The sequence below is a fragment of the Streptomyces sp. NPDC048565 genome, assembly GCF_040650935.1.
In the GTDB taxonomy this organism is placed as follows: domain Bacteria; phylum Actinomycetota; class Actinomycetes; order Streptomycetales; family Streptomycetaceae; genus Streptomyces.
The window spans coordinates 23769-45164 of record NZ_JBEZIH010000030.1 but is presented as its reverse complement, the minus strand read 5'-3'; the positions used below and the strand labels follow the sequence as shown (position 1 = coordinate 45164).

The 21396-nt window shown below is 70.0% G+C and carries 24 protein-coding genes; 13 read left to right on the top strand and 11 right to left on the bottom strand.

Features of this window, described 5'->3' with window-relative positions; translation table 11 throughout:
• Positions 1–15: 15 nt before the first annotated feature.
• Entirely contained in the window at positions 16–990 is a 975-nt protein-coding gene (locus AB0C75_RS30010; protein ID WP_362894886.1) for an NADP-dependent oxidoreductase, read from the bottom strand.
• A 69-nt stretch (positions 991–1059) separates the two neighbouring features.
• Here AB0C75_RS30010 and AB0C75_RS30005 point away from each other — a divergent pair, with 69 nt between their 5' ends.
• Together AB0C75_RS30005 and AB0C75_RS30000 are read left to right on the top strand one after the other, a co-directional pair.
• A complete protein-coding gene (locus AB0C75_RS30005) occupies positions 1060–2055 on the top strand; it encodes a helix-turn-helix domain-containing protein (protein WP_362894885.1) in 996 nt (331 codons plus the stop codon).
• Positions 2027–2155 (top strand): hypothetical protein, encoded by a 129-nt coding sequence (locus tag AB0C75_RS30000; RefSeq protein WP_362894884.1) that lies wholly within the window; start codon positions 2027–2029, stop codon positions 2153–2155. The genes AB0C75_RS30005 and AB0C75_RS30000 overlap by 29 nt, the downstream gene beginning before the upstream one ends.
• Before the next feature lie 465 nt (positions 2156–2620).
• Here the strand turns inward: AB0C75_RS30000 and AB0C75_RS29995 are convergent, their stop codons facing one another.
• Both AB0C75_RS29995 and AB0C75_RS29990 read right to left on the bottom strand, forming a co-directional pair.
• Positions 2621–3529, bottom strand: a complete 909-nt coding sequence (locus tag AB0C75_RS29995; protein WP_362894883.1) for a hypothetical protein — start codon at positions 3527–3529, stop codon at positions 2621–2623.
• A gap of 233 nt (positions 3530–3762) precedes the next feature.
• Positions 3763–4236 (bottom strand): ATP-binding protein, encoded by a 474-nt coding sequence (locus tag AB0C75_RS29990; protein WP_362894882.1) that lies wholly within the window; start codon positions 4234–4236, stop codon positions 3763–3765.
• 216 nt (positions 4237–4452) lie between these two features.
• On the opposite strand from AB0C75_RS29990, the gene AB0C75_RS29985 reads away from it, so the two are divergent.
• Together AB0C75_RS29985 and AB0C75_RS29980 are read left to right on the top strand one after the other, a co-directional pair.
• The gene (locus AB0C75_RS29985) at positions 4453–5310 is read left to right on the top strand and encodes a helix-turn-helix transcriptional regulator (RefSeq protein ID WP_362894881.1); all 858 of its coding nucleotides are present in this window, start codon (positions 4453–4455) and stop codon (positions 5308–5310) included.
• Between the two features lie 5 nt (positions 5311–5315).
• Complete coding sequence (locus AB0C75_RS29980) at positions 5316–5510, top strand: DUF397 domain-containing protein (protein ID WP_362894880.1); 195 nt, start codon at positions 5316–5318, stop codon at positions 5508–5510.
• Positions 5511–5543: 33 nt separating this feature from the next.
• Here AB0C75_RS29980 and AB0C75_RS29975 read toward each other — a convergent pair whose 3' ends face one another.
• Positions 5544–5888, bottom strand: coding sequence for a hypothetical protein (locus tag AB0C75_RS29975; protein WP_362894879.1), 345 nt, complete (start codon positions 5886–5888; stop codon positions 5544–5546).
• Positions 5889–6049: 161 nt separating this feature from the next.
• Here AB0C75_RS29975 and AB0C75_RS29970 point away from each other — a divergent pair, with 161 nt between their 5' ends.
• The 3 genes from AB0C75_RS29970 to AB0C75_RS29960 all read left to right on the top strand — a co-directional run bounded on the left by AB0C75_RS29970 (position 6050) and on the right by AB0C75_RS29960 (position 9951).
• The gene (locus tag AB0C75_RS29970; RefSeq protein ID WP_362894878.1) at positions 6050–6223 is read left to right on the top strand and encodes a hypothetical protein; all 174 of its coding nucleotides are present in this window, start codon (positions 6050–6052) and stop codon (positions 6221–6223) included.
• A 62-nt stretch (positions 6224–6285) separates the two neighbouring features.
• Positions 6286–6645 (top strand): hypothetical protein, encoded by a 360-nt coding sequence (locus tag AB0C75_RS29965; RefSeq protein WP_362894877.1) that lies wholly within the window; start codon positions 6286–6288, stop codon positions 6643–6645.
• 306 nt (positions 6646–6951) lie between these two features.
• Positions 6952–9951, top strand: coding sequence for an NACHT domain-containing protein (locus AB0C75_RS29960; protein WP_362894876.1), 3000 nt, complete (start codon positions 6952–6954; stop codon positions 9949–9951).
• A gap of 46 nt (positions 9952–9997) precedes the next feature.
• On the opposite strand, the gene AB0C75_RS29955 is transcribed toward AB0C75_RS29960, so the two are convergent.
• The 7 genes from AB0C75_RS29955 to AB0C75_RS29925 all read right to left on the bottom strand — a co-directional run bounded on the left by AB0C75_RS29955 (position 9998) and on the right by AB0C75_RS29925 (position 16317).
• A complete protein-coding gene (locus AB0C75_RS29955) occupies positions 9998–11422 on the bottom strand; it encodes a HAMP domain-containing sensor histidine kinase (RefSeq protein WP_362894875.1) in 1425 nt (474 codons plus the stop codon).
• Positions 11419–12150: a response regulator transcription factor gene (locus tag AB0C75_RS29950; protein WP_362894874.1), complete on the bottom strand. Its 732-nt coding sequence runs from the start codon at positions 12148–12150 to the stop codon at positions 11419–11421. Before AB0C75_RS29950 ends, AB0C75_RS29955 begins: the two co-directional genes overlap by 4 nt.
• 40 nt (positions 12151–12190) lie before the next feature.
• The gene (locus AB0C75_RS29945; RefSeq protein WP_362894873.1) at positions 12191–12382 is read right to left on the bottom strand and encodes a hypothetical protein; all 192 of its coding nucleotides are present in this window, start codon (positions 12380–12382) and stop codon (positions 12191–12193) included.
• Positions 12383–12405: 23 nt separating this feature from the next.
• Positions 12406–13617, bottom strand: a complete 1212-nt coding sequence (locus AB0C75_RS29940) for a trypsin-like peptidase domain-containing protein (protein ID WP_362894872.1) — start codon at positions 13615–13617, stop codon at positions 12406–12408.
• Positions 13618–13732: 115 nt separating this feature from the next.
• Positions 13733–14332 (bottom strand): TIGR03086 family metal-binding protein, encoded by a 600-nt coding sequence (locus AB0C75_RS29935; RefSeq protein ID WP_362894871.1) that lies wholly within the window; start codon positions 14330–14332, stop codon positions 13733–13735.
• A 92-nt stretch (positions 14333–14424) separates the two neighbouring features.
• Entirely contained in the window at positions 14425–15468 is a 1044-nt protein-coding gene (locus AB0C75_RS29930) for a LacI family DNA-binding transcriptional regulator (RefSeq protein ID WP_362894870.1), read from the bottom strand.
• Positions 15469–15492: 24 nt separating this feature from the next.
• Positions 15493–16317, bottom strand: a complete 825-nt coding sequence (locus AB0C75_RS29925; protein WP_362894869.1) for a response regulator transcription factor — start codon at positions 16315–16317, stop codon at positions 15493–15495.
• A 301-nt stretch (positions 16318–16618) separates the two neighbouring features.
• On the opposite strand from AB0C75_RS29925, the gene AB0C75_RS29920 reads away from it, so the two are divergent.
• The 6 genes from AB0C75_RS29920 to AB0C75_RS29895 all read left to right on the top strand — a co-directional run bounded on the left by AB0C75_RS29920 (position 16619) and on the right by AB0C75_RS29895 (position 21377).
• Positions 16619–17629, top strand: a complete 1011-nt coding sequence (locus tag AB0C75_RS29920) for an alpha/beta hydrolase (protein ID WP_362894868.1) — start codon at positions 16619–16621, stop codon at positions 17627–17629.
• A gap of 41 nt (positions 17630–17670) precedes the next feature.
• Positions 17671–17925 carry a MoaD/ThiS family protein gene (locus tag AB0C75_RS29915; protein WP_362894867.1) on the top strand — a complete coding sequence of 85 codons (255 nt, stop codon included), beginning with the start codon at positions 17671–17673 and terminating at the stop codon, positions 17923–17925.
• 10 nt (positions 17926–17935) lie between these two features.
• On the top strand, positions 17936–19177 hold the full coding sequence (locus AB0C75_RS29910; RefSeq protein WP_362894866.1) for a hypothetical protein: 1242 nt from the start codon (positions 17936–17938) through the stop codon (positions 19175–19177).
• A 171-nt stretch (positions 19178–19348) separates the two neighbouring features.
• Positions 19349–20047 carry a DUF2993 domain-containing protein gene (locus AB0C75_RS29905; RefSeq protein ID WP_362894865.1) on the top strand — a complete coding sequence of 233 codons (699 nt, stop codon included), beginning with the start codon at positions 19349–19351 and terminating at the stop codon, positions 20045–20047.
• A gap of 256 nt (positions 20048–20303) precedes the next feature.
• Positions 20304–20384 carry a putative leader peptide gene (locus AB0C75_RS29900; protein ID WP_350310325.1) on the top strand — a complete coding sequence of 27 codons (81 nt, stop codon included), beginning with the start codon at positions 20304–20306 and terminating at the stop codon, positions 20382–20384.
• A 153-nt stretch (positions 20385–20537) separates the two neighbouring features.
• Positions 20538–21377 carry a sulfurtransferase gene (locus AB0C75_RS29895; RefSeq protein WP_362894864.1) on the top strand — a complete coding sequence of 280 codons (840 nt, stop codon included), beginning with the start codon at positions 20538–20540 and terminating at the stop codon, positions 21375–21377.
• Positions 21378–21396 lie beyond the last annotated feature (19 nt).

Below are 21396 nucleotides of genomic sequence, written 5' to 3'. Positions count from 1 at the left end.
CGGTCCCGTCCCGCCTCAGCGGACGGTGAGGACCAGCTTGCCCGTGGTGCGGCCCGTCTCCCCCTGGGCATGAGCCCGTGCGCCATCGGCGAGCGGGAAGGTGCCGGAGACATGGGCGCGGAGCTTGCCCCGTTCGACGAGCTCGGCGATGGCATCCATCCCCGCCCGGTCGTGCTCGACGAGCATGGTGACAGCGCGGACCTGCGCCTTCTCCGCCACGGCCTGGGTGTCATCGGCGCCCGGCACCAGGGAGACGAGGACGCCGCCGGGGCGGAGCACGCCCACGGAACGGGTGGCGGTCTCCCCGCCGAGGGCGTCGAGGACGACGTCGTAGCGCTCCTCGGTGTCGGCGAAGTCCTCGGAGCGGTGGTCGACGCAGGCATCCGCGCCGAGCTCGCGCAGGAAGTCGTGCTTGGGGGCGCTCGCGGTCCCCGTGACATGCGCCCCGCGCTCCTTGGCGATCTGTACGGCGAGATGGCCGACACCGCCCGCCGCGGCGTGGATCAGCACCCGCTGTCCGGCGCGGAGGTCCGCGGTCTCGACGAGGGCCTGCCAGGCGGTGAGCGCGGCCAGCGGCAGAGCGGCCGCCTGTACGTGGTCGATCCCGGCGGGCTTGGCGGCGAAGGCGCGGGTGGGGCCGGTCACGTACTCGGCGTGGGAGCCGGCCCCGTACGGGTAGGGCAGCATGCCGAACACCTGGTCACCGGGCTGGAAGAGGGTGACGCCGTAGCCGGTCTCCACCACGGTGCCGGAGACGTCCCAGCCGAGGGTCAGCGGCGGGGGCGGCAGGAACAGGGTCGTGGCGCGGTGCTTGAAGTCCGTGGGGTTGAGCCCGGCCGCGTGCACGGCGACGAGGATCTGTCCGGGGCCGGGTGCGGGCCGCGGGAGCTCGGTCAGCCGCAGGACCTCGGGGCCGCCGAGGGCCGTCTGGTGAAGGGCGAGCATCACGGGGGCGCTGTCGGTGTTCTCAGGGGTGTCCGTCGAAGTCATGTCTCGATCCTGGCGCAGTGTCCGGTCCGGGGCGATGGCAAGAACGTCAGCTTCCGATACATTTCTGCCATGCCCTTCGATCCTGCCACCCGCCGCGTTCCCGCCGTCCACAAGGTCGTCGTCCTGGCCCTCGACGGCGTCTACCCCTTCGAGCTCGGCATCCCGCACCGGGTCCTGGGCTCCGCCGACGGCCGGTACGAGGTGCTGTCCGCGAGCGTGGACGGGCAGTCCGTGCGCACCGACTCGGACCTGACCGTCACTCCCGCGTACGGCCCCGAGGTGCTGGCCGATGCGGACACCGTGGTCATCCCGCCGTACGCGGTCGCGCCGGAAGCGGTCGCGGACCCACGGGCCCTGGCCGCGCTGTCCCGCGTCCGCCCCGGCACCCGGCTGGTGTCCATCTGCACCGGCGCCTTCCTGCTGGCCGCCGCGGGTCTTCTGGACGGGCGCAGGGCCACTACCCACTGGGCGCTCACCGACCACTTCCGGAAGCTCTTCCCCCGGGTCGAGGTCGACCCCGGCGTGCTCTTCGTCGACCACGGTGACGTGCTGACCTCGGCGGGGGCGGCGAGCGGTGTCGATGTCTGCCTGCATCTGGTGCGCCAGGACCACGGCAGCGAGGTGGCCAACCAGGTGGCCCGCTGCTGTGTCGTGCCGCCCTACCGGGACGGCGGACAGGCCCAGTACATCGAGCGGCCGCTGCCGCCGGCCGACGGGACGGGCACCGGGCCGACCCGCGACTGGGCGCTGCGGCGGCTGGAACTGCCGCTGCGCCTCGACGAGCTGGCCACGCACGCGGCGATGAGCCCCCGTACCTTCGCCCGGCGCTTCCAGGAGGAGACGGGTCTGAGCCCCGGCCGCTGGCTGACCCAGCAGCGGCTGCGGCGGGCGCGGCAGCTGCTGGAGTCCAGCGACCTGCCGGTGGAACGCGTCGCCCACGAGGTCGGCTTCGCCACCGCCACCTCGCTGCGGCGGCACCTGGCGGCGGAGGCGGGAGTCGCCCCTTCGACGTACCGGCGTACGTTCCGGGCCTCGGGTGCGGCAGGCGTCAGCCGGGCTCGGTGAGGAAGCCGGCCAGGGCGGCGGCCACGGCGCGGAGCAACTGCGTGCCACGGTCGATGTGACCCTCGACGCGCTGGCGCGGGCGCTCGACGCGAGCGGCTAGGTGAGTCTCGATGTGCCTCGACCGGTCAAGGCCCCTGCCCTCTGCGGTCCTGGCCGGAACCGCGTCACCGACACCACGACAGGTGATCGTGGACCTCGCAACGGCCCGCCGAAGAAACCTGTTGTTCGACTTCAGCGGGGATGGGAGGGGGTCACTTCTTCTTCACCCGACCTGTGGCATTGCACTCATCACAGCGGTAACGCAAGTTCTGCAATTTCCTTCTCCGATTCCACGCCAGCGCGAGGGGGTGACGAACAGCGCCCGATCCTTTGCACTTCGGGCACTCATCACCCTGCTTCTTATCGGCCATCAATACATGCTGCCCGGTACTGCAAGATCGCTCTGCGGTGGGCGAGCATTCCCAGCCACCCTGAATCCATAGGGCTTGCCGGGAAGCAAGTCGTGGCTACCGCCGCACCCGACCCGTCCGAGCAGTGACGGCCCTGCACCGAACGATCAGAGCCCTTAGCGGATTGGAAGGCCGGAACGCCTGACGGCGTAGGCGCACAGCCGGGTGCCGTACAGATCCAGCGCGTCGTCGGGGTCCTCGTCGTAGTGGGCAGCCACCTCGCGCCACTGGTCCCACGCGTACAGGCGGGCGTGGCGGCGGTCGCTGTCCCCGCGCCCCGGGACGTCGGGCTCTCTGCTCTTCAGCCACTGCTGCCACTCCTGGTGGTCGGCGGGGTCGGCGGTGTGCTCCTCGCCCGCCCGGCGGGCCGTTTCGGCCTGCTTGTCCCGGGCGAGGGCGGCGGTGATGTACGCGGCCGGTCGCGCGGGGCGCCAGTCGACGGCCAGGCCGATGAGTTCGGCTGCGACGTCGTGGGCCGCCAGGCCCCGGTCGATGAGCGGGCGCAGCGCGAACGCCAGACGGCGGAGCCCCTCTCCCTGGGTCCAGCCGACGAGCGGCCGGACCTGCCGGGCGATGCTGATGTCCTGGGCCACCTGCCACGGACTCCTGAGTGACGAACCGCTGTTGTGCCGCCTCGCGCGCCTGCGCGGCGTGTAGTTGATCTCCCCACTCGTGTCAGCTGTAGGTACTAGGGGGCGGGGCCCAGGGGAATGGGGTGCACGCCGTGCTGAACCACGTTGCCCCGCAGGCTGCTTGTCCCGCCCCGTGTCGACCACGGCAGGGATCACCGCTGCGTAGATCGTGGCCGTGGCTGTGTACGGGCGCCCGGGCAGCCGAAGGTTCTTCTTCGTCCCATGCCGGCGCCACGCCAGCGCGCCCAGTTCTCGCAGCACGCGGACATGACGCTTCACCGTTGCTGTCGACAGCCCGCATCTGGTGGCCGTGCCCTCCAGGTCGTACAGCACGAATCCCAGCCGGTAGTCCATGCGCGCGGCGAGATCGCGGGCCACGGCCAGGGTGGTCACGCCGGCGCGTGGGTGCAGGCCGGCTTCGACCAGCCACGTGACGGCGGGTAGCCACGCGCGCGGCGTGGTACGGCGAGAAGAGGTCGAGTCGACCTCCTGGAGCGCACGGGGAACGGGGGCCCACGCCGCATCCGGGCATGGCTGAGGGGCGCGGCGCGAAGCCGCGCCGGTGGAAGGGCGCATCAGGGTCCGTCGGGGTGGATGCGGGGGAGGCCGGTGGCGGGGGCGGAACGCTAAGCGGCGGCGCCCGCGTCCCCGGCGAGCGTGAACCACACCGCCTTGTGGCTGGGAGCGCAGCACCCGCAGAGGTCCGAACCCCAGGCCAGCGCGAGCTCATCCAGCAGGAAGAGGCCCCAACCGCCCTCCCGCACGGGGTCGTTGTGAGCGCTCCCGGCCGTGCCGCCTGTCGTGGGGGCCGTCCAGAGCGTGTCGTCGGCGACGGAGACGGTCACCTGGTCCCGCCCCACCGTCACTTGCACGCGGATCAGTGAACTCCGGGTGTGCCGGTGGGCGTTGGCCACCACCTCGCTCACGCAGAGGCGCGCGTCGTCGATGACGCCCTGGTGCGGGCCGCCGGTGAGCAGGGAGGTCAGGAAGTTCCGGGCGATACCGGCCGAGCGCGCGGTGTTGGGCAGGGAGAGCCGGTAGCTCTCGCCGTCCTGGCTGCGCGGTGAGGTGGAGGGGGGTGTGGTCTGGACGCTGGTCATGTCGTTCTCCCCACGTGGTGCGCTCCGAACGGGCGCGCTGCTCGTTGACGTTGGTGGTGGCCGTACGGCAGCCCTGACTCACGGGGCGCCGCTACGCGGTGATCGAGGTACGAAAATGATTACCTCACGCGTTGGGTCGATACGGGTAACGTGGTGGGTGAAATGAATCCCATCGGGTGACGGGCCACCCTGGGGCCCGACGAGGAGGGGAATCCGATGGCGTCGAGGAAGTCGCCCACGGCGCGGCAGCGCAGGCTGGGCAGCGAGCTGCGCAAGCTCCGGGAGCGCACCGGCCTGTCACTCACGGAGGCAGCTGCCGCGCTGGGCACGGACCGCACGACGGTCAGTAACAGCGAAGCGGGGCGGTTCGGAGTCAGCGCCGCACGAGTGCGCGCGTGGGCTGGCCATTACGCGTGCCCGGACGCCGCATACGTCGAGGCCTTGGCCGACATGGCTGAAGAGCGAACGAACGGGTGGTGGGAGGACTACAGGGGCGACCTTGTGGCAGGGGCGCTCGATCTGGCGGAGCTCGAACATCACGCCGTGGCGATCAGGTCGGTGCAGATCATGTATATGCCGGGGCTGTTGCAGAAGGAGGAGTACGCCCGTGCCGTGTACGCGGAGGTCGTACCGCCTCTGACTCCGGAGCGCCTCCGTCGTCAGCTTTCGCACAGGCTTCGGCGTCGCGACGTGCTGGACAAGGATGGAGCGCCATCCTGTGTGTTCCTCGTCCATGAGGCTGCGTTGCGCATGACGTTCGGCGGCCCAGGGGTGGCGCTCGGCCAGCTCGGGCACCTGCTGGACGAGTCAGAGCGGGACAATGTCGCGGTCCGAGTGATCCCGTTCGCGGCCGGCGGTTTCCCGGAGATCGGCAGTTCGACACAATACGTCCACGGCCCGGTCCCGCAGCTCGACACCGTCCAGACGGACACGGCGACCGGGCCCGCGTTCATCGATGCCGAGACCCGGCTCACGAACTACAGGGCCGTGCTGGACCGGGTCGAGAGTCGGAGCCTCGACCCGAAGAGATCGCGGGACTTCATTCGCGGAGTCGCACAGAGCATGAAGGCGTGAGGATCATGGAAATTCAGTGGCGCAAGTCCTCCAAGTCGTCGGGTGCCGAGGGCAACAACTGCCTCGAACTCGCCGAGCACGACGGCGAGATACTGCTGCGCGAGAGCGACCACCCGGACGTGGTCGTCCACACCACCCGAGCCAAGCTCCGCGCCTTCCTCGGCGGTGCGAAGGAGGGCGAGTTCGATGATCTCGCCTGAGGTGACTCGTGCGATTGCGGTACGTGATCCGTCTCATCGGGGCGTGAGGGGAGACAGGCGCGACTGACCATCCTTGTCGACGCAGAGCGAGGACCGGCCCGTGCAGGGCGAGGCCCCGCCGGTGCAGTGCGACACCTCGTCGATGTTCCGGGCGCGAACATCCGGGTGGATCCGGACCCGCTGAGGGTCGCCGGGTGGGACGAGGAACTGGTCGTCACGGTCTTCGTACGCGTCCACACACAGGGCCGGATGCTCATGCTGGAGATCGCCCCGCACGTCCTGTTCCCCGTGCGTGCCGACTTCAAGGACGCCGATCACACGATCTATCGCTTCGTCAACCAGAATCCCTTGGGCAAGGCAGCCCAGGTCCTCTCTCACGTGCCCGGGGGCGCCTGGACAGGCGTTGGTCGCGATCGGTCGGCAGGTCGTCCACGGCTGGCGGCGGCTCACCGGGGAGTTCTCCGGCACCGTGCCCGACGGCCCAGCCCTGTCGGTACGCGAACTCGCCGCAGAGCCCGGCGGGTTCGCTCTTCCAGTCCATGGATGTCGACCGCTATCTGAAGAGCGTGCAGGACCGCGTCGTCTACGGCGTGAAGACAGCCATCGTGAACGCCGGCTACCGAACGGAGGAGTTCGCGCAGAAGGTTGTCTACATCAGCAACGGCGGCCATCAACATCGACTCCGTGGAGGGCAGCACGTTCGCAGTCGGTGACCACGCTCGCGCCGCCCCCACAAGAGGTGGACAGACTCCGCCACAGAGGGGATCCGCCGACCATGCCCAGTGACGCGCCACAGCCGGACGTCTCCATCGGGGATGTTTCCAGCAGCACGTTCGCCATCGGCAGCCACGCCCACGCCGAGAGCCACCAAGTTACCTCCGCTTCACCCGACCGCGATTCCGAACAGCTCCTCGTCGCCATCCTGGATCTGAGGGCCTACCTGGCCAGAGTGCGGGCTACCGGACAGACTGCCGAACTCGACGCGGCCCTGGCCGATACGGAGGGCGAGATCACCCGCATCGGAACCCCCGACGAGAGTCGCTTGCGACGTCTGCGCGAACTCCTCGCCGGCGCCGAATCGTTGACCGCGGTGCTGACTTCGGCGGGCGCCGTCGTCGGGCTGCTCGGAATGTGAGGGACGCGCGGCCGTACTTGTCGGGGCGATCGTGCTCAACGCTGAGGGCAGTCAGTTCGCGTCGAATTCGGATGGCGTCGCCCGGATGCCGCCCCCCAGGGGTCCGCTGCTACGCCTCACCAGGACCCACTCCCCGCCAAGGGGCCGGTGCAGGCCGAAGGGCCCCACGGCCACTCGAACGTGGTGCACCCGTGTCCGGATGTCGCCGGTAGCCGGTGACGAATACTTGATTCTCCACCGGGAGCGGATCTCTGCCGACATTCTGACTAGGTGTATCGACTTCCTAATCACGTACAGCGGCATCGGATGCGTCTGGGGTTCTTAGCCCTATCTGCGATTGCCACCCTCGGTCTCGGCTGGAAACTGTGGGACTCCAGTCGACCACCGAACAGCGACTCACTGGTCGACTGGGCAGCACTCCTGGTCGCGGTGGCCTCGCTGGTGGTGTCACTGGTCCAGCTCTTTCCGGCGCTGGAAGCGCCCAGGGACGCCGCGCAGGTCGCGGATGACCTGGCGGTATCGGTGCGCAGCCAGTGGGAGGAGGAGGTCACCGCCCGGAACCTGCGCTCCCCGCGAGTGATTCCGTTGGCCTGGTCGGCCACCCGGCGGCCGGTGGCGGCGCCACCCGAGGAAGCGCTGGGCGGCGGGATCGATGCCCGTGTGCTTCGGCTGTCGCTCAACGGCCGGCTGGACGGCAGCTTCGACCAGGCCGCCCGTCGGCTGGCCCAGGGGTACCGGAGGGTGCCCAGCAGGCGGCTGGTGATGCTCGGGGAGCCTGGTTCGGGCAAGTCCGTGCTGGCCGCCATGCTCAACCTCGGACTGCTCGCGGAGCGGGAGCAGGGCGCACCGGTACCCGTGGTGCTGACGCTGTCCACCTGGGACCCGGTCAGCGAGTCACTGCGGGACTGGATCGAGAGCACGCTGGGCACCAACTACTACGGCGGACGGACCGAGAAGCCGAAGCTGTTGCTCGACGCGCAGCGGCTGCTGCTGATCCTGGACGGCCTGGACGAGATGCCGGAGGCATCGCGCCGCAGCGCCGTACGTGTGATCAACGAGTCATGCGGCGAGGGCACCGGGGTTGTGCTGACCTGCCGTTCGGCCGAATATCAGGATGTCATCGAGGGCGGCTCGCCGGTGCTGCGCCGTGCTCCGGTGGTGGAGGTCGCACCGGTGCCGACAGCGGACGGCGTCGCCTACCTCAGTGATGTGAGCTGGCCCGCCGGTGTCGAGTGGGGTCCGGTGTACGAGCACCTGAGGACGAACCCCGACAGCCCGTCGGCGGTGGCCCTGTCCACCCCGTTGACTCTCACGCTGGCACGCACCGTGTACAGCAGTTGCGACCGCGACCCGGGTGAGCTGCTCGACTTCGACAGCTCGCATGCGGTGGAAGACCACTTGCTCGACCTCGTCGTCACTGCCGCGTACGCCCCGTCACCGGGCAGCGTGGGACAGGAGGCTGCCGACGAATGGCGTGCCCACGCCGAGCGTTCCGAGAGGTACCTGACTTACCTGGCGACGTACTTGCACAGGCATCGCGAACGGGACCTGGCTTGGTGGCTCATGAGCCGGCGCCTGCTGTCCCGCCTGACCGGCTTCGCGCTGAGTATCGGGATCGGGATGGTTGCCACATTCGCCGTGGTGGGCGGCGAACACTTCACAGGCAGAGACCTCGGCGACCCCGATTGGATGCCCAGCTCTGTACTGGTCGGAGTTGGCTGCGCACTGATGACCGTTGTTATCTGGTACGCCGCACCTGACCGGCCGCCCGGGAGATTGTCGCTGAAGCGAGGAGGTTCCCTGGGGCGGCTCCGTTCAGGTTTCACCACCGGCCTGATGCTGACCGGGATCCTGATGATTCCCGTCGCGGCTGCCGTGGCCGTGGCTGTCACGTTCTCTACGGGCTGGTCCGGGGAAAGCTCTTCGGGTTACTCGATGTTCGTGGCCGCGGTGGCCGGGGTAGTTCTCGCAATCAGTCTGGCTCTTGCCGGGCACGCGTGGCTGGACGCCCCACCGGAACGCTCCGCGGAGGCCGGACCGGACGGTCTCCTGCGCCAGGACCGCACTTCGTCCCTGACTGGGGCATTGGCCGCGGGCGTTGTTCTCGGAGCTACCGCAGCCCCTCTGGCCACGCTCGGCTATTCCGTGGCTTTCGTCGAGTTCTCGCGGCTCACGTATGGAGTTGTCGCGCCTTCCCCCGGCGGCTTCATCGGTGAGAGGTTCGGCAGTAGCGCCGCCTACGGCTCGACCACCGCAGTGGTGATGAGCATGCTGCTTCCCGCAGGCGTGTTCGCGCTGATCATCCTGCTGACCAGGGCCTGGCCCAGATTTGTTCTGCTTCGGGTGGTGCTTGCTCTGCGGGGCAGACTGCCCTGGGGTCTCATGCGGTTCCTGGCGGACGCGAGGGACCGGCAGCTGCTGCGCCAGTCCGGAGGTGCGTATCAGTTCCGTCATATCCGCCTGCAGGAGCGGCTCGCGAGTCGCTCGCTGGCCCCGGACCGCGTCCCGGGCCCCGACGCCCGAGCTGTCCGGCGTCGCCGAAGCCTGGGGGCTGCCGCGACGGCTCTGCTTGTGGTCGGTGGTGTATGGGGGCATTCAGCGGCTGGGTCAACCACAGGCTCTATGAAAACGGGTGATGCTAAGTACCTGACATTCGGGGCAGTCGGGAAGAACACCCTTATCGCTGTTACGGAGAAAGGTGATGTAACAGGGTGGGACGTGGATACGAGAAGAAAGGTGGGTGGCCTGGCGGATGTCAGTCTTGGCGTGGACCGCGCCAGCAGGTACCAGTCGGGCTTCGCGGTGGCGCGTGGCTTCCTGGCCTATGCGGAAGAACTAACCGACGAGGGCGATGTCAGGATCAAGGGAAAGATCAGTCCGTGGGAGGCCGGAGAGGATGAAGTAGAGGAGAATTTGAATGCAAGGCAGTTTAACTTCTACTCGGATGCCGATTCGGTCAGTCCGGGGCAGCTGTTTTCTTTGAGTGTCGAATCTGTCGAACAAGACGAAGGTATTGCCGTGTTGCGGCGCACCGATCTGAATTCCGAAGAATCGCTGCCCCGATGTCGATTGGGTTCAGATTCTGCCTATTATGGAATGTGGGCTATCAGTGACAATGGTAAAGTGATGGCTGCCGCAGATTACAGTAGCGTACGAATTTTTGATGAGACATGCCAGCAGGTCGATAATGTGGTTGTCGGTTACCATGACGTCAGATCGATCGCGCTCAACGCTGCGGGGACTCAGCTGGCGACGAATTCGGACGGTGTCACCCGGCTGCACGATCTTCGGGCCGAAGGCGACTGACATGTAACGAGCCGTCATCTCCCTGGCGCCTTCACCGCTCCCGCACTCAAGCCCCCGGCGGCGGCTGGGGCGCGCCCGGCAGGCGGATCGATGCCACCGTGCCGCGGCCCTCGTCCGCCGGGCGCAGGGAGATCTCGCCGCCCGCCTGCTGGACCGTGCGGGCCACGATGGACAGGCCGAGGCCGGAGCCGGGGAGCTGGCGGGCCGAGGGGGAGCGCCAGAAGCGGTCGAAGACGTGCGGGAGTTCCTCGGCGGGGATGCCGGGGCCGTGGTCCCGCACGGTCAGCTCACCGCGGTGCAGGGTGACCTGGATCGACCCGCGCGCGGGGCTGAACTTCACCGCGTTGTCCAGGACGTTGACGACCGCCCGCTCCAGCGCGGCCGGCTCGGCGCGTACGTACCAGGGGGCCAGCTCGTCGGTGATGGTCAGCTCGGGGCCGCGCAGCCGGGCGCGCTGGAGGGCGTTACGGGTGATGTCGTGCAGCGCCACCACCTGGAGGGGGCCCGGCTGGGCCGCGTCGGGGCGGGACAGCTCCTGGAGGTCGCCGATGAGCGCGGCCAGTTCCGTCATCTGTGCCTTGACCGAGGACATCAGGGCCTTGCGGTCGTCGGGCGGGATGGCGCGGCCCGTGTCGTCGCTGCGGGAGAGCAGCTCGATGTTCGTACGCAGCGAGGTGAGCGGGGTACGCAGCTCGTGCCCGGCGTCCGCGATCAGCTGGGACTGGCGGTCGCGCGAGATGGCCAGGGAGCTGGTCATGGAGTTGAAGGAGCGGGAGAGGCGGGCGATCTCGTCCTCGCCTTCGGCGGGGATGCGGATGGTCAGGTCCTCGGTCTCGGCCACGCGCTCGACGGCGTGCGCCAGGTCGTCGACCGGGCGCAGCCCCGTACGGGCGATCCACAGGCCCGCAGCGCCCGCGCCGACGACACCGACACCCGCGACGAGCACCAGCACCCAGGCCAGGGTGGAGAGCGGGGCGGTCACCTCGCTCATGGGGCGGGCGATGGAGACCGCGAGGCTCCCGGACGCCGCCCCGGGGCCCCGGACGTCGAGCGGGGAGGTGTAGACCCGCATGTCCACGCCGTTCTCGGCGGTCTCCGAGTGCAGGGTGTACGCCCGCTGCCGCTTGGCGACGTCCAGGTCCTCCTGGCTCACCGGCAGCTTCTGCGACGCGGCCTCGGGAGCGATGCAGACCGTCCCCTGGGCGTCGATGAGCTGGACCGCCACGCCGGTGAAGGGCCGGGGTTCCTGGGAGGTGTCGCCCTTGCAGTAGGTGTACAGCTCCGCCAGGTACTGCTGGTCCACCTTGGAGGCGCGCAGCGTCTTGTCCAGCTGGTGCTCCAGCTGCTGCTGCGTCACGAACCAGCAGGCGGCAGCCGCCGCGGCGACCGCCACCGCGACCGCCATGGTGACCAGCAGGGCAAGGCGTGAGCGCAGCGGCAGGGCCCGCAGCCTGCGTCTCAGACCGGTCACCCGTCACCGCCGCCGGAGCGCAGGGCGTACCCGACGCCACGGACCGTGTGGACGAGGCGCGGCTCGCCGCCCGCCTCCGTCTTGCGACGCAGGTACATCACGTACACGTCCAGGGAGTTGGAGCTGGGTTCGAAGTCGAAGCCCCAGACCGCCTTGAGGATCTGCTCCCGGGTCAGCACCTGCCGTGGGTGGGCCAGGAACATCTCCAGGAGGGTGAACTCGGTGCGGGTCAGCTCCACCCGGCGCGTCCCCCGGGTGACCTCCCGGGTGTTCAGGTCCATGCGGAGGTCCGCGAAGGACAGCACGTCGTCGTCGGGAAGGTCGGCGCCCGCCGCGACCGCGTACGAGCTGCGGCGCAGCAGGGCACGGATGCGGGCGAAGAGCTCGTCCAGCTCGAAGGGCTTGACGAGGTAGTCGTCGGCGCCGGCGTCGAGGCCGGTGACCCGGTCACCGACGGTGTCGCGGGCGGTGAGCATCAGGATGGGCGTCGTCGACCCGGTGGACCGGATGCGCCGGGCGGCGGTGAGGCCGTCCATGCGGGGCATCTGGATGTCCAGGACGATCAGGTCGGGGGCGTACGACTCGGCCTTGGTGAGGGCGTCGTAGCCGTCCACGGCCACCTCGGTGCCGTACCCCTCGAAGGCCAGGCTGCGTTGCAGGGCCTCGCGCACGGCGGGCTCGTCGTCGACGATCAGGACGCGCTGCGGATCGTCTTCGGCGGGGCTCATCGTGTCTTCGTCCTCTTCCTTCGTGCGGTGCGCGGGGCTCTCAGCCTCGCACGGCCGCCGTGCGTCGTCGCGCGGCACGGCGCTTGCGGCCGGTGCCGGTGCCGGCGGTGCGGACCTCCGGCGGGCGGGTGCCCGTCTCTGCGGCGCTCCGGCCGACGAGCTCGGCGACCAGGGCGAGCGGGAGGGCCGGCGCGGACGGGCCGGCGGCCACCTCGGTGGTGCCGGGGTTCATGGTGACCTCCTGGTCGGGTGCGGTCAGGAGCCGTCGCCGGCTCGCAGGGAGTCCAGGTCGGCCTTGACGGTGTCGGCCGGGATGGCGAAGCCGAGGCCCACGCTGCCCGCACTGGTCGAACTGCCGGAGGTGCTTTCCGAACTGGGGGAGTACATGGCGGAGTTGATGCCGATGATCTCGCCGTTCATGTTGATCAGGGCGCCGCCGGAGTTGCCGGGGTTGAGCGAGGCGTCGGTCTGTATGGCCTTGTACGTGGTCCGGGACGAGCCGGTGTCGCCGTTGAACTGCTGGCCGCCGAACTCGAACGGCCAGTTCTCATCGCCCTGCTGCTGCTGCTGCTGCTGTTGCTGTTGCTGGCCCTGCCCGTCCTCCTTGGCGACCGTGACGTCACGGTCGAGGGCCGAGACGATGCCGCTGGTGACCGTGCCGGTGAGGCCCTCGGGCGAACCGATCGCCACGACCTCGTCGCCGACCTTCACCGAGGAGGAGTCGCCGAGCGTGGCCGTCTTCAGACCGCTCGCGTTCTGGAGCTTGATGAGCGCCAGGTCCTTGTCGGCGTCCGTGCCGACGACATCGGCGGTGTACGTCTTGCCGGTGCTGAGGGTCACCTTGATCGCGGATGCGCCGGAGATGACGTGGTTGTTGGTGACGATCTCGCCGTCCGCCGTGGTGACGACACCGGAGCCGGTGGCATCGCCCGCCGATGATGCCGCGCTGATCTCGACGATGGCCGGTGACACGGCCGCCGCCACACCGGAGACGGTGCCGGCGCTGCTCTGCGAGACGGTGGTGCCGCTGACGACGCCGGTGCCCGATCCGCTGGAGCCGTCGTCGGCGAGCTGGCCGATGAGCGTGGCCGTGCCGCCGCCGATCGCCGCAGCGGCGATCGCCACGGCCGCCAGCAGGGCGAACGGCCGCTTGATCCGGCGCTCGGACGCCGGGGCGGCGGCGGGCTCGGGGGCCGGGGCGGGCCACGCGTAGGCGGCGGCGGGCACCTCGGAGGCAGGTCGCTCGGGCTCGAAGGCCGGGGGCGGCGGGTAGGAGGCGTCACCCCAGCCGTACGAAGCGTTGCTGTGCGAGGCGCTGCTGTGCGAGGCGTTGCCGTGCGAACCGCTGCCGTATGAAGCGTTGTCGTACGAGCCGCTGCCGTGCGGCGCGTTCTCGTACTCGTGCGAACCGTTGTCGTGCGAGGGGGACATCGGGTACTCGCCGCTCGGGCGGTGGCTGTCGGTCATGTCTACGAGAGTGGCCAGTGAACATGAGAGCAGCCTGAGTACGTCCTGAGAAGCCCGGCAGAAGCTCGTATGCCCGATATAAAGGCCGACCGGCGGATGACCCGGACGCGATCCCTCAGCTCGCCGGTGTCCAGAGGACCGACCGCCCGGTGAAGGCCAGCAGACGCTCCAGCGCCGGAGCGTCGGCGCCCACCGGTACCTCCGGAGCGAACGGCATGTCGGCGCCCCGGTACTCCGGCCTGATCGCGGCCGAGAGGACGGTGTACGCCTGCTCGGACGCGACCGGAGAGGGCTGCCAGACCTGGCCGGTGGCCCGGGAGAGGTCCCAGCCGTGGACGACCGTCTCGGCGAGCAGCAGGCCGATGACGCTCTCGGCCGGAATCGTGCCCGCGCCCAGCTCCACCACGTTGACCGGGGTCGATCCGCCCCCGTCGGCCACGGTGGTCCGCACCGTCCTGGCGAGCTTCCTGACCGATTCCGCCACCACGTCGGCCGCGTCCGAGCCGGTGTACGTCGTGTGCGGCTCGGGCCGCTGATCGCCGGAGGGGTCGGTCAGCACGATGTCGAAGTACTGGATGCCGCCGAGCAGGTGCCGACGCAGCGTCACGACGTCCAGCCCGGCGCACGGCGTCGGAAGCCCGTCCTGCTCCGGGGCGGTGCCGCCGACCACGCGAGCCAGATCGTCCAGCACGTCGAGAATCCGCGCAGCAGGCATGCGCCACTCCAGGGTCGAAGCCGGTGTCGTCGTGGGCGAAAGCGTACTGGCACGGGCCCGGCCCCTGAGGGGCACCAACTAGTCCCGCGGCACTAGCGCACGGCGACGGCCGGTTCGCCGCAGCCGCACGAGCGGCGTACCACCAGCGCGGACGGGAACTGCTTCAGCCGCTCGCGCCGAGACCCCGAGACCCGCAGCGAGTCGTCCAGGACCAGGTCCACGGCCGCCCGGGCCATCGCCGGACGGTCCGAGAAGACCGTCGTGAGCGGCGGGTCGGTCAGTCCCGCTTCCTTGACGTCGTCGAAGCCCGCGACCGCGAGCTCGCCCGGCACGTCGATCCGCAGCTCGCGCGCCGCCCGCAGCACCCCGATGGCCTGGTCGTCCGTGGAGCAGAAGATCGCCGGGGGTCTGTCGGGTCCTGAGAGCAGCTTCAGGGACACCTGGTAGGCGTCGTAGCGGTTGTACGGGGCGTGGAAGAGCCGGCCCTCCGTCGGCAGCCCGGCCTCCTGCATCGCCCGGCGCCAGCCCTCGATGTGGTCGGCGACCGGGTCACCGACGACCGGGGTCGACTCGATGCCGCCGAGGCAGGCCACGTAGGCGTTGCCGTGCTCCAGGAGGTGGCGGGTGGCGAGCTGGGCGCCGCCGACGTCATCGGTGACGACCGAGACGTCGTCGATCGCCTCGGGGCGTTCGTGCAGCAGGACCACACGGGCGTCCCAGGCCTCGATCTCGGCCGCCGCGCGCTCGCTGGGGCCCTGGCTGACGAGGATCAGCCCGGAGACCCGCATGCCGAGGAAGGCCCGCAGATAGTGGACCTCGCGCTCGTCGCGGTAGTCCGAATTGCCGACGAGCACCATCTTCCCGCGCTCCGCCGCGGCCTGTTCGACCGCGTGTGCCATCTCGGCGAAGAAGGGCTGCCGGGCGTCCGGCACGATCATCCCTATGAGGTCGGTGCGCCGTGATGCCATGGCCTGGGCCACCCGGTCGGGCCGGTAGCCCAGCTCCTTGATCGCGGCGAGCACCCGCTCGCGCGTGGCCGGGGCAACCGGCCTGGGTCCGTTGTTGATGACGTAGCTGACGACCGCTGTCGAGGTCCCCGCCAGTCTCGCCACATCGTCCCGCGTCACCTTGGCCACGCGCGGCATTCTACGCGGATGGAACTACCTCTTGGCAGGCCGGACCGGCGCTTCTTCCGCGATCGGGGCCTCCGTCGGCTGCTCCGAACGGGTGACCTCCTCGTTCACCGGCTCGGACGGTGCCTTCGCCTTGGCGCCGTCGGCGGTCCTGTCCCCCTTCTCGGCGGTCCTGTCCCCCTTCTCCGGGGTGACGAAGCGGTAGCCGACGTTGCGCACGGTGCCGATCAGCGACTCGTGCTCGGGGCCGAGCTTGGCCCGCAGCCGCCGCACATGGACGTCGACCGTCCTGGTGCCGCCGAAGTAGTCGTAGCCCCAGACCTCCTGGAGCAGCTGGGCACGGGTGAAGACCCGGCCCGGGTGCTGCGCGAGGTACTTGAGCAGTTCGAACTCCTTGAAGGTCAGGTCGAGGACCCGGCCCTTCAGCTTGGCGCTGTATGTCGCCTCGTCGACCGACAGATCGCCGTTGCGGATCTCCATGGGGGAGTCGTCGGCGGTGATCTGCTGGCGGCCGGTGGCCAGCCGCAGCCGGGCCTCGACCTCGGCGGGGCCCGCGGTGTCCAGCAGCACGTCGTCGATGCCCCAGTCCGCGGTGACGGCCGCGAGGCCGCCCTCCGTCACGACGAGGATCAGCGGGCAGCCGGGCCCGGTGGACCGCAGCAGCTGACAGAGGGAGCGCACCTGGGGAAGGTCGCGCCGGCCGTCGATGAGAATGACGTCGGCACCAGGGGTGTCGACGAGCGCGGGCCCCTCGGCGGGGGCCACCCGCACGCTGTGCAGCAGAAGGCCGAGGGCGGGGAGCACCTCCGTCGACGGTTGAAGGGCATTCGTCAGAAGCAGCAGTGAACTCATCGCCGCCCACCTGCCTGGGTCGTCGGTCGATCGTGCACGTTCAGCTCGCCCATTACGTCGGTCCTCCTCGTTCCCTGCGAGAGGGGCACTCCCGGGTCGGACCCGGGGGAGTATGCGGCACTGCTTCGTACTCCCGTACGGACGGCCATCACCCGCGACGGCCGTCATACGATTTTTACTGTGCGGTCCCCTACCCGGGGACCGCTGAGCTTGTGGAAACGCCGTCGTAACAACGTCCGGAAAGCACAAAAGGACCCGGGGGCTGCATTGCCCGGATCCTCTTCGAAGCAGAATAGCCCACATGAGTTCTGTGTCCGAGGGTCGATTCCCGAGTTCTTCTGTTCCCTCGATCACGCCGACCCCCCGGCGCACGATGTTGCGGGCCGGTGACGGGGTCCGTATCGAGGCGGTGTACACCCCGTGTACGGCGCGTTCCGGGGCCGTCGCGGGCGATGTGCGGGGGGAGACGGCCATCGTCCTCGCGCACGGGTTCACCGGGGCCGCCGACCGGCCTGCGCTGCTGCGGGCCGCCGGGGTGTTCGCCCAGCGTGCGGCCGTGATCACGTTCTCCTTCCGCGGTCATGGAAAGTCCGGCGGACGGTCCACGGTGGGCGACCGCGAGGTGCTGGATCTGGCGGCCGCGGTCGCCTGGGCGAGATCGCTGGGACACCGGCGTGTGGTTACGGTCGGTTTCTCGATGGGCGGTTCCGTGGTGCTCCGGCACGCCGCCCTGTATACGGCGAAGGAAGTCGAAGACTCCGCAGTATCCGCCGACTCCGGCGACGGGGAATGCATGGAATCCGGGAACCCCGAGGGATCCGAGGAATCTGAGGAATCCCGGGCGGCGGGGGCCGAACGGGTGGGCCGGCGCACAGAAGCGCACGGGGCGCAGACGGAGCACAGGGGGCGCACGCCGGTGCACCCGGACGCGCACGCGGATGTGGTCGTCGCGGTGAGCGCGCCTGCCCGCTGGTACTACCGAGGCACGGCCCCGATGCGCCGCCTGCACTGGGTCGTCACCCGCCCCGCCGGCCGGCTCGTCGGCCGCTACGGCTTCGGCACCCGGATCCACCGCGAGGACTGGAACCCCGTACCGCTCTCCCCGGTGGAGGCGGTCCCGCTGATCACCGCGCCGCTGCTGATCGTGCACGGCGACCGGGACCCGTACTTCCCCGTCGACCACCCGAGGATGCTGGCGCAGGCGGCGGGGGACCGTGCGGAGCTCTGGCTCGAGCACGGCATGGGCCACGCGGAAAACGCCGCGGACGAGGAACTGCTGACCCGTATCGCCGACTGGACGGACTCGGCGTGATCCATGATGGACAGCCGACGTACGACGAAAGGGGTGCCGCCATGGCAGCGGGAACGATCCGCTACTGGGCCGCGGCCAAGGCCGCCGCAGGGGCGGCGGAGGAGCCGTACAGGGCGGAGACGCTCGCCGAGGCGCTCGCCGGGGTCCGCGAGCGGCACTCCGGCGAGCTGACGCGCGTACTGCTCAGATGTTCGTTCCTGATCGACGGGAATCCCGTGGGGACCCGCCGTCATGAGACCGTACGGCTTGCCGAGGGCGGCACGGTCGAGGTGCTCCCGCCGTTCGCAGGAGGGTGAACCGCAGACCATGAGCAACAGCGATCAGCAGTATCCGTACGAACCGCATGACCCGTCCGACCCCTACGCCCCGTCCGACCCCAATGGTCCGTCCGGCCCATACGGTCCGGGGCACGGGCAGCAGTACCAGGCGCAGCAGCAGCCGCCGTACGACCCGGCGGCGTACGGGCAGCAGCCGTCCTACGGCCGGCAGCAGCCCCCCGTCTACCCGGAGCAGGGCATGCCCCAGCCCCCCGCCGACCAGGGCGCGACCCAGACGTGGCAGGGCCAGACCTGGGACACCCAGTACCAGCCGACGATCCAGCCGCAGCACCAGGCCGCGGCCCCCGCCGCACCTCCCGCCGCGCAGCCGCAGGGCGCCTACCCGCTGCCGCCCGAGGTCCCGACGGCCCCGTCCGCCGCGCCTGCCCCGTCCGCCCAGCCCGCCCCGGAGGCTCCGGCCGCCCCGCCCGGCGGCGCCGGGTACAGCGCGCCCACCACTCTGGGCAACAGCCGGATCACCGACGCCCAGCGGGCCCGCGCCGAGGGGCGCTCGCCGGTCATCGCGCCGGGGATGCAGCCCGCCGCGATCACCGCGGGCCTCGGCCTGCTCCTCGCCCTCGGCGCCGCGATCGGGGCGTACGCCCTGCTCGTGCCCCTGGTGCTGCTCCAGGCCGTGACGGCGGCGGGATGGTTCAGGCTCAACGGCATGTGGCCGGCCAGGCAGGGCATCGCGCTCGCGTTCGCCGGTGGTGTGGTGGCCGATGTCGTGCTGCTCGCGGCGGGCCGCAGCAACGCCCCCGCGGCCATCCTCGGCACGCTCGGAGTCTGGGTGCTGCTCACCATCGTCCTCCAGCTGCGCAGCCGTGCGGGGGCCGACGAGCGGATGTACGGGCTGACGGCCACCGTCGCGTCGGCCGCTCTCGCCGTGCTGGCCGCCGGGCACCTGGCGGCCGTCCCTGACGCGGTGACGGTGGGCGGCATCGCCGTCGCCGTGGCCGTCCTCGTCAGGGCCCTGCCGCTGTCGGGACCGCTCTCGGTCGTCGTGGCTCTGCTCGCGTCGGCGGGTGCGGGGCTGGTGGCCGGAGCGATCACGGACCTCGGCGCGCAGGCGGCGTACCTCGGGTTCGCGGCAGGCGGCTGCGCGCTGATCGGCCTGCGGGTCGCGAGCTACGACTATCCGTCCCGCTTCGTGCACATGACGGCCGGGGTGGCGCTGCCGCTCACCGCCGCGGCACCGGCCGTCTATCTGATCGGCCGGGCGATCGCCTGACGTCCTGGGACTGCTTCTGACGTTCTGACGTTTCCTCACTCACACTTCCGGCACCCGGGGAACCGGCGGGCCTCCGCGCTCGTCGATCAGTTCGGGCACGCCGCGCCGCGGCAGTAGTGTCACGTGCACCAGGCGAGGCGCCCGGCCGGTCGGAGTGGGGGAACAACAGGCATGCGTGCACTGCGAATACTGCTGATCATCGCTGTGGTGCTGGGCGGCATCTTCATCGCCGCGGACCGCGCCGCCCTGTATTTCGCGGAGTCGGAGGCCGAGGAGCGGATCACCTTCGGTGGCGCCGACGCCGCCGGCTCGACCGAGGTCTCGATCAAGGGCTTCCCCTTCCTCACCCAGGTGGCGGGGAAGGACCTCGACCATGTCGACGTCACGGTCAAGGACGTCCGGGCCGGTGCGGCGGGCCACGAGGTGCGCATCAGTGAGATAAAGGCCCAGCTGCGCCAGGTGACGCTGGACTCCGGATACAGCACCGCGACGGCCGCACGGGCGACCGGCACGGCCGTCGTCCCGTACACGGCCCTCACCGAGGCGGCCGACGAGGACGTCACGGTCTCCTACGGTGGCGACGGCAAGGTCAAGGTCACCGGCTCCGTCCAGATCCCCCTGACGGGGAAGGCGGTCACACGCAGCGTGCTCTCCACGGTCACCCTGGTCGGCGGCGACACCGTGAAGGTGCGTGCCGACGAGGTCCCGGGCGAGGGCGTCCCCGGCCTGGAGGACCTGGTCAGGAAGAAGACCGACTTCGAGCGCACGATCGGCGGGCTGCCGGACGGCCTGAAGCTGGAGAAGATCGAAGTGGCGCCCGGCGGCCTGGAGATATCGATGAGCGGCTCCGCTGTCCGGCTCGCGGGCTGACGCGACGGCCGCACGCCACATGCCACGGGTAACTCCCGGCCGAGCGGGGTAAGGCGTTCGTGACGAGGGTCCGCACCGGCGGATCCAGATAATGAGACAAGCGCGTCCGTTCCGCAGATGAACGCCGCTCGCGTGCCGCAAGGTCCCGGGCCACGGACAGGACCCGACCTTCACTTGTCCCACATCGCGGACGATCGTGTCTCATCATCCGACACGGCGGTGACATCTCCGCCCGTACCTCCCTACGATCGGACGCATGAAGCGACAGGCGGACCTCACGAAGCGGCGGGCAGTAGACCTGTGCCGCGTCGCCGCCATGCTCTGTCGCACCTTCTGAGCGGGACCTTCCCCCGTTTTCCCCGGCCCTCCGGCGAGAAGTCAGGGCCGGACCCGTGCCTTCCGTACGCGTTCCGTTCCCAGCTTCCGCGCGTACACCGAGCACTCCGCACTCCGCACCACCCCGCCGCAGACTGCCCCGGAGGAGAAACACATGAGCCGCGCAGACGTTCTGGTCGACGCCGACTGGGTCGAGGCCCACATCGACGACCCGCAGGTCGCCATCGTCGAGGTCGACGAGGACACCTCGGCGTACGAGAAGAACCACATCAAGAACGCGATCCGGATCGACTGGACCAAGGACCTCCAGGACCCGGTCCGCCGTGACTTCGTCGACCAGGCCGGCTTCGAGAAGCTCCTGTCCGAGAAGGGCATCGGCAACGACACGCTGGTCGTCCTCTACGGCGGCAACAACAACTGGTTCGCCTCGTACGCCTACTGGTACTTCAAGCTGTACGGCCACGAGAACGTCAAGCTGCTCGACGGCGGCCGCAAGAAGTGGGAGCTCGACTCCCGCGACCTGACCGACGCCGTCCCGTCGCGCCCGGCCACCCAGTACAAGGCCAAGCCGCAGGACTCCTCGATCCGCGCCTTCCGTGACGACGTCGTCGCCGCCATCGGCAGCCAGAACATCGTCGACGTGCGGTCGCCCGACGAGTTCAGCGGCAAGCTGCTGGCCCCGGCGCACCTTCCGCAGGAGCAGTCGCAGCGCCCCGGCCACGTGCCGAGCTCGCGCAACATCCCGTGGTCGAAGAACGCCAACGACGACGGCACCTTCAAGTCCGACGACGACCTCAAGGCCCTCTACGAGGACGAGCAGGTCGACCTGTCGAAGGACACCATCGCGCTCTGCCGCATCGGTGAGCGCTCGGCCCTGACCTGGTTCGTGCTGCACGAGCTGCTCGGTGTCGACAACGTCAAGAACTACGACGGTTCGTGGACCGAGTACGGCTCCCTCGTGGGCGTGCCGATCGAGCTGGGCGCCAACAAGTAAGAGGGTCGACGATTCCGCA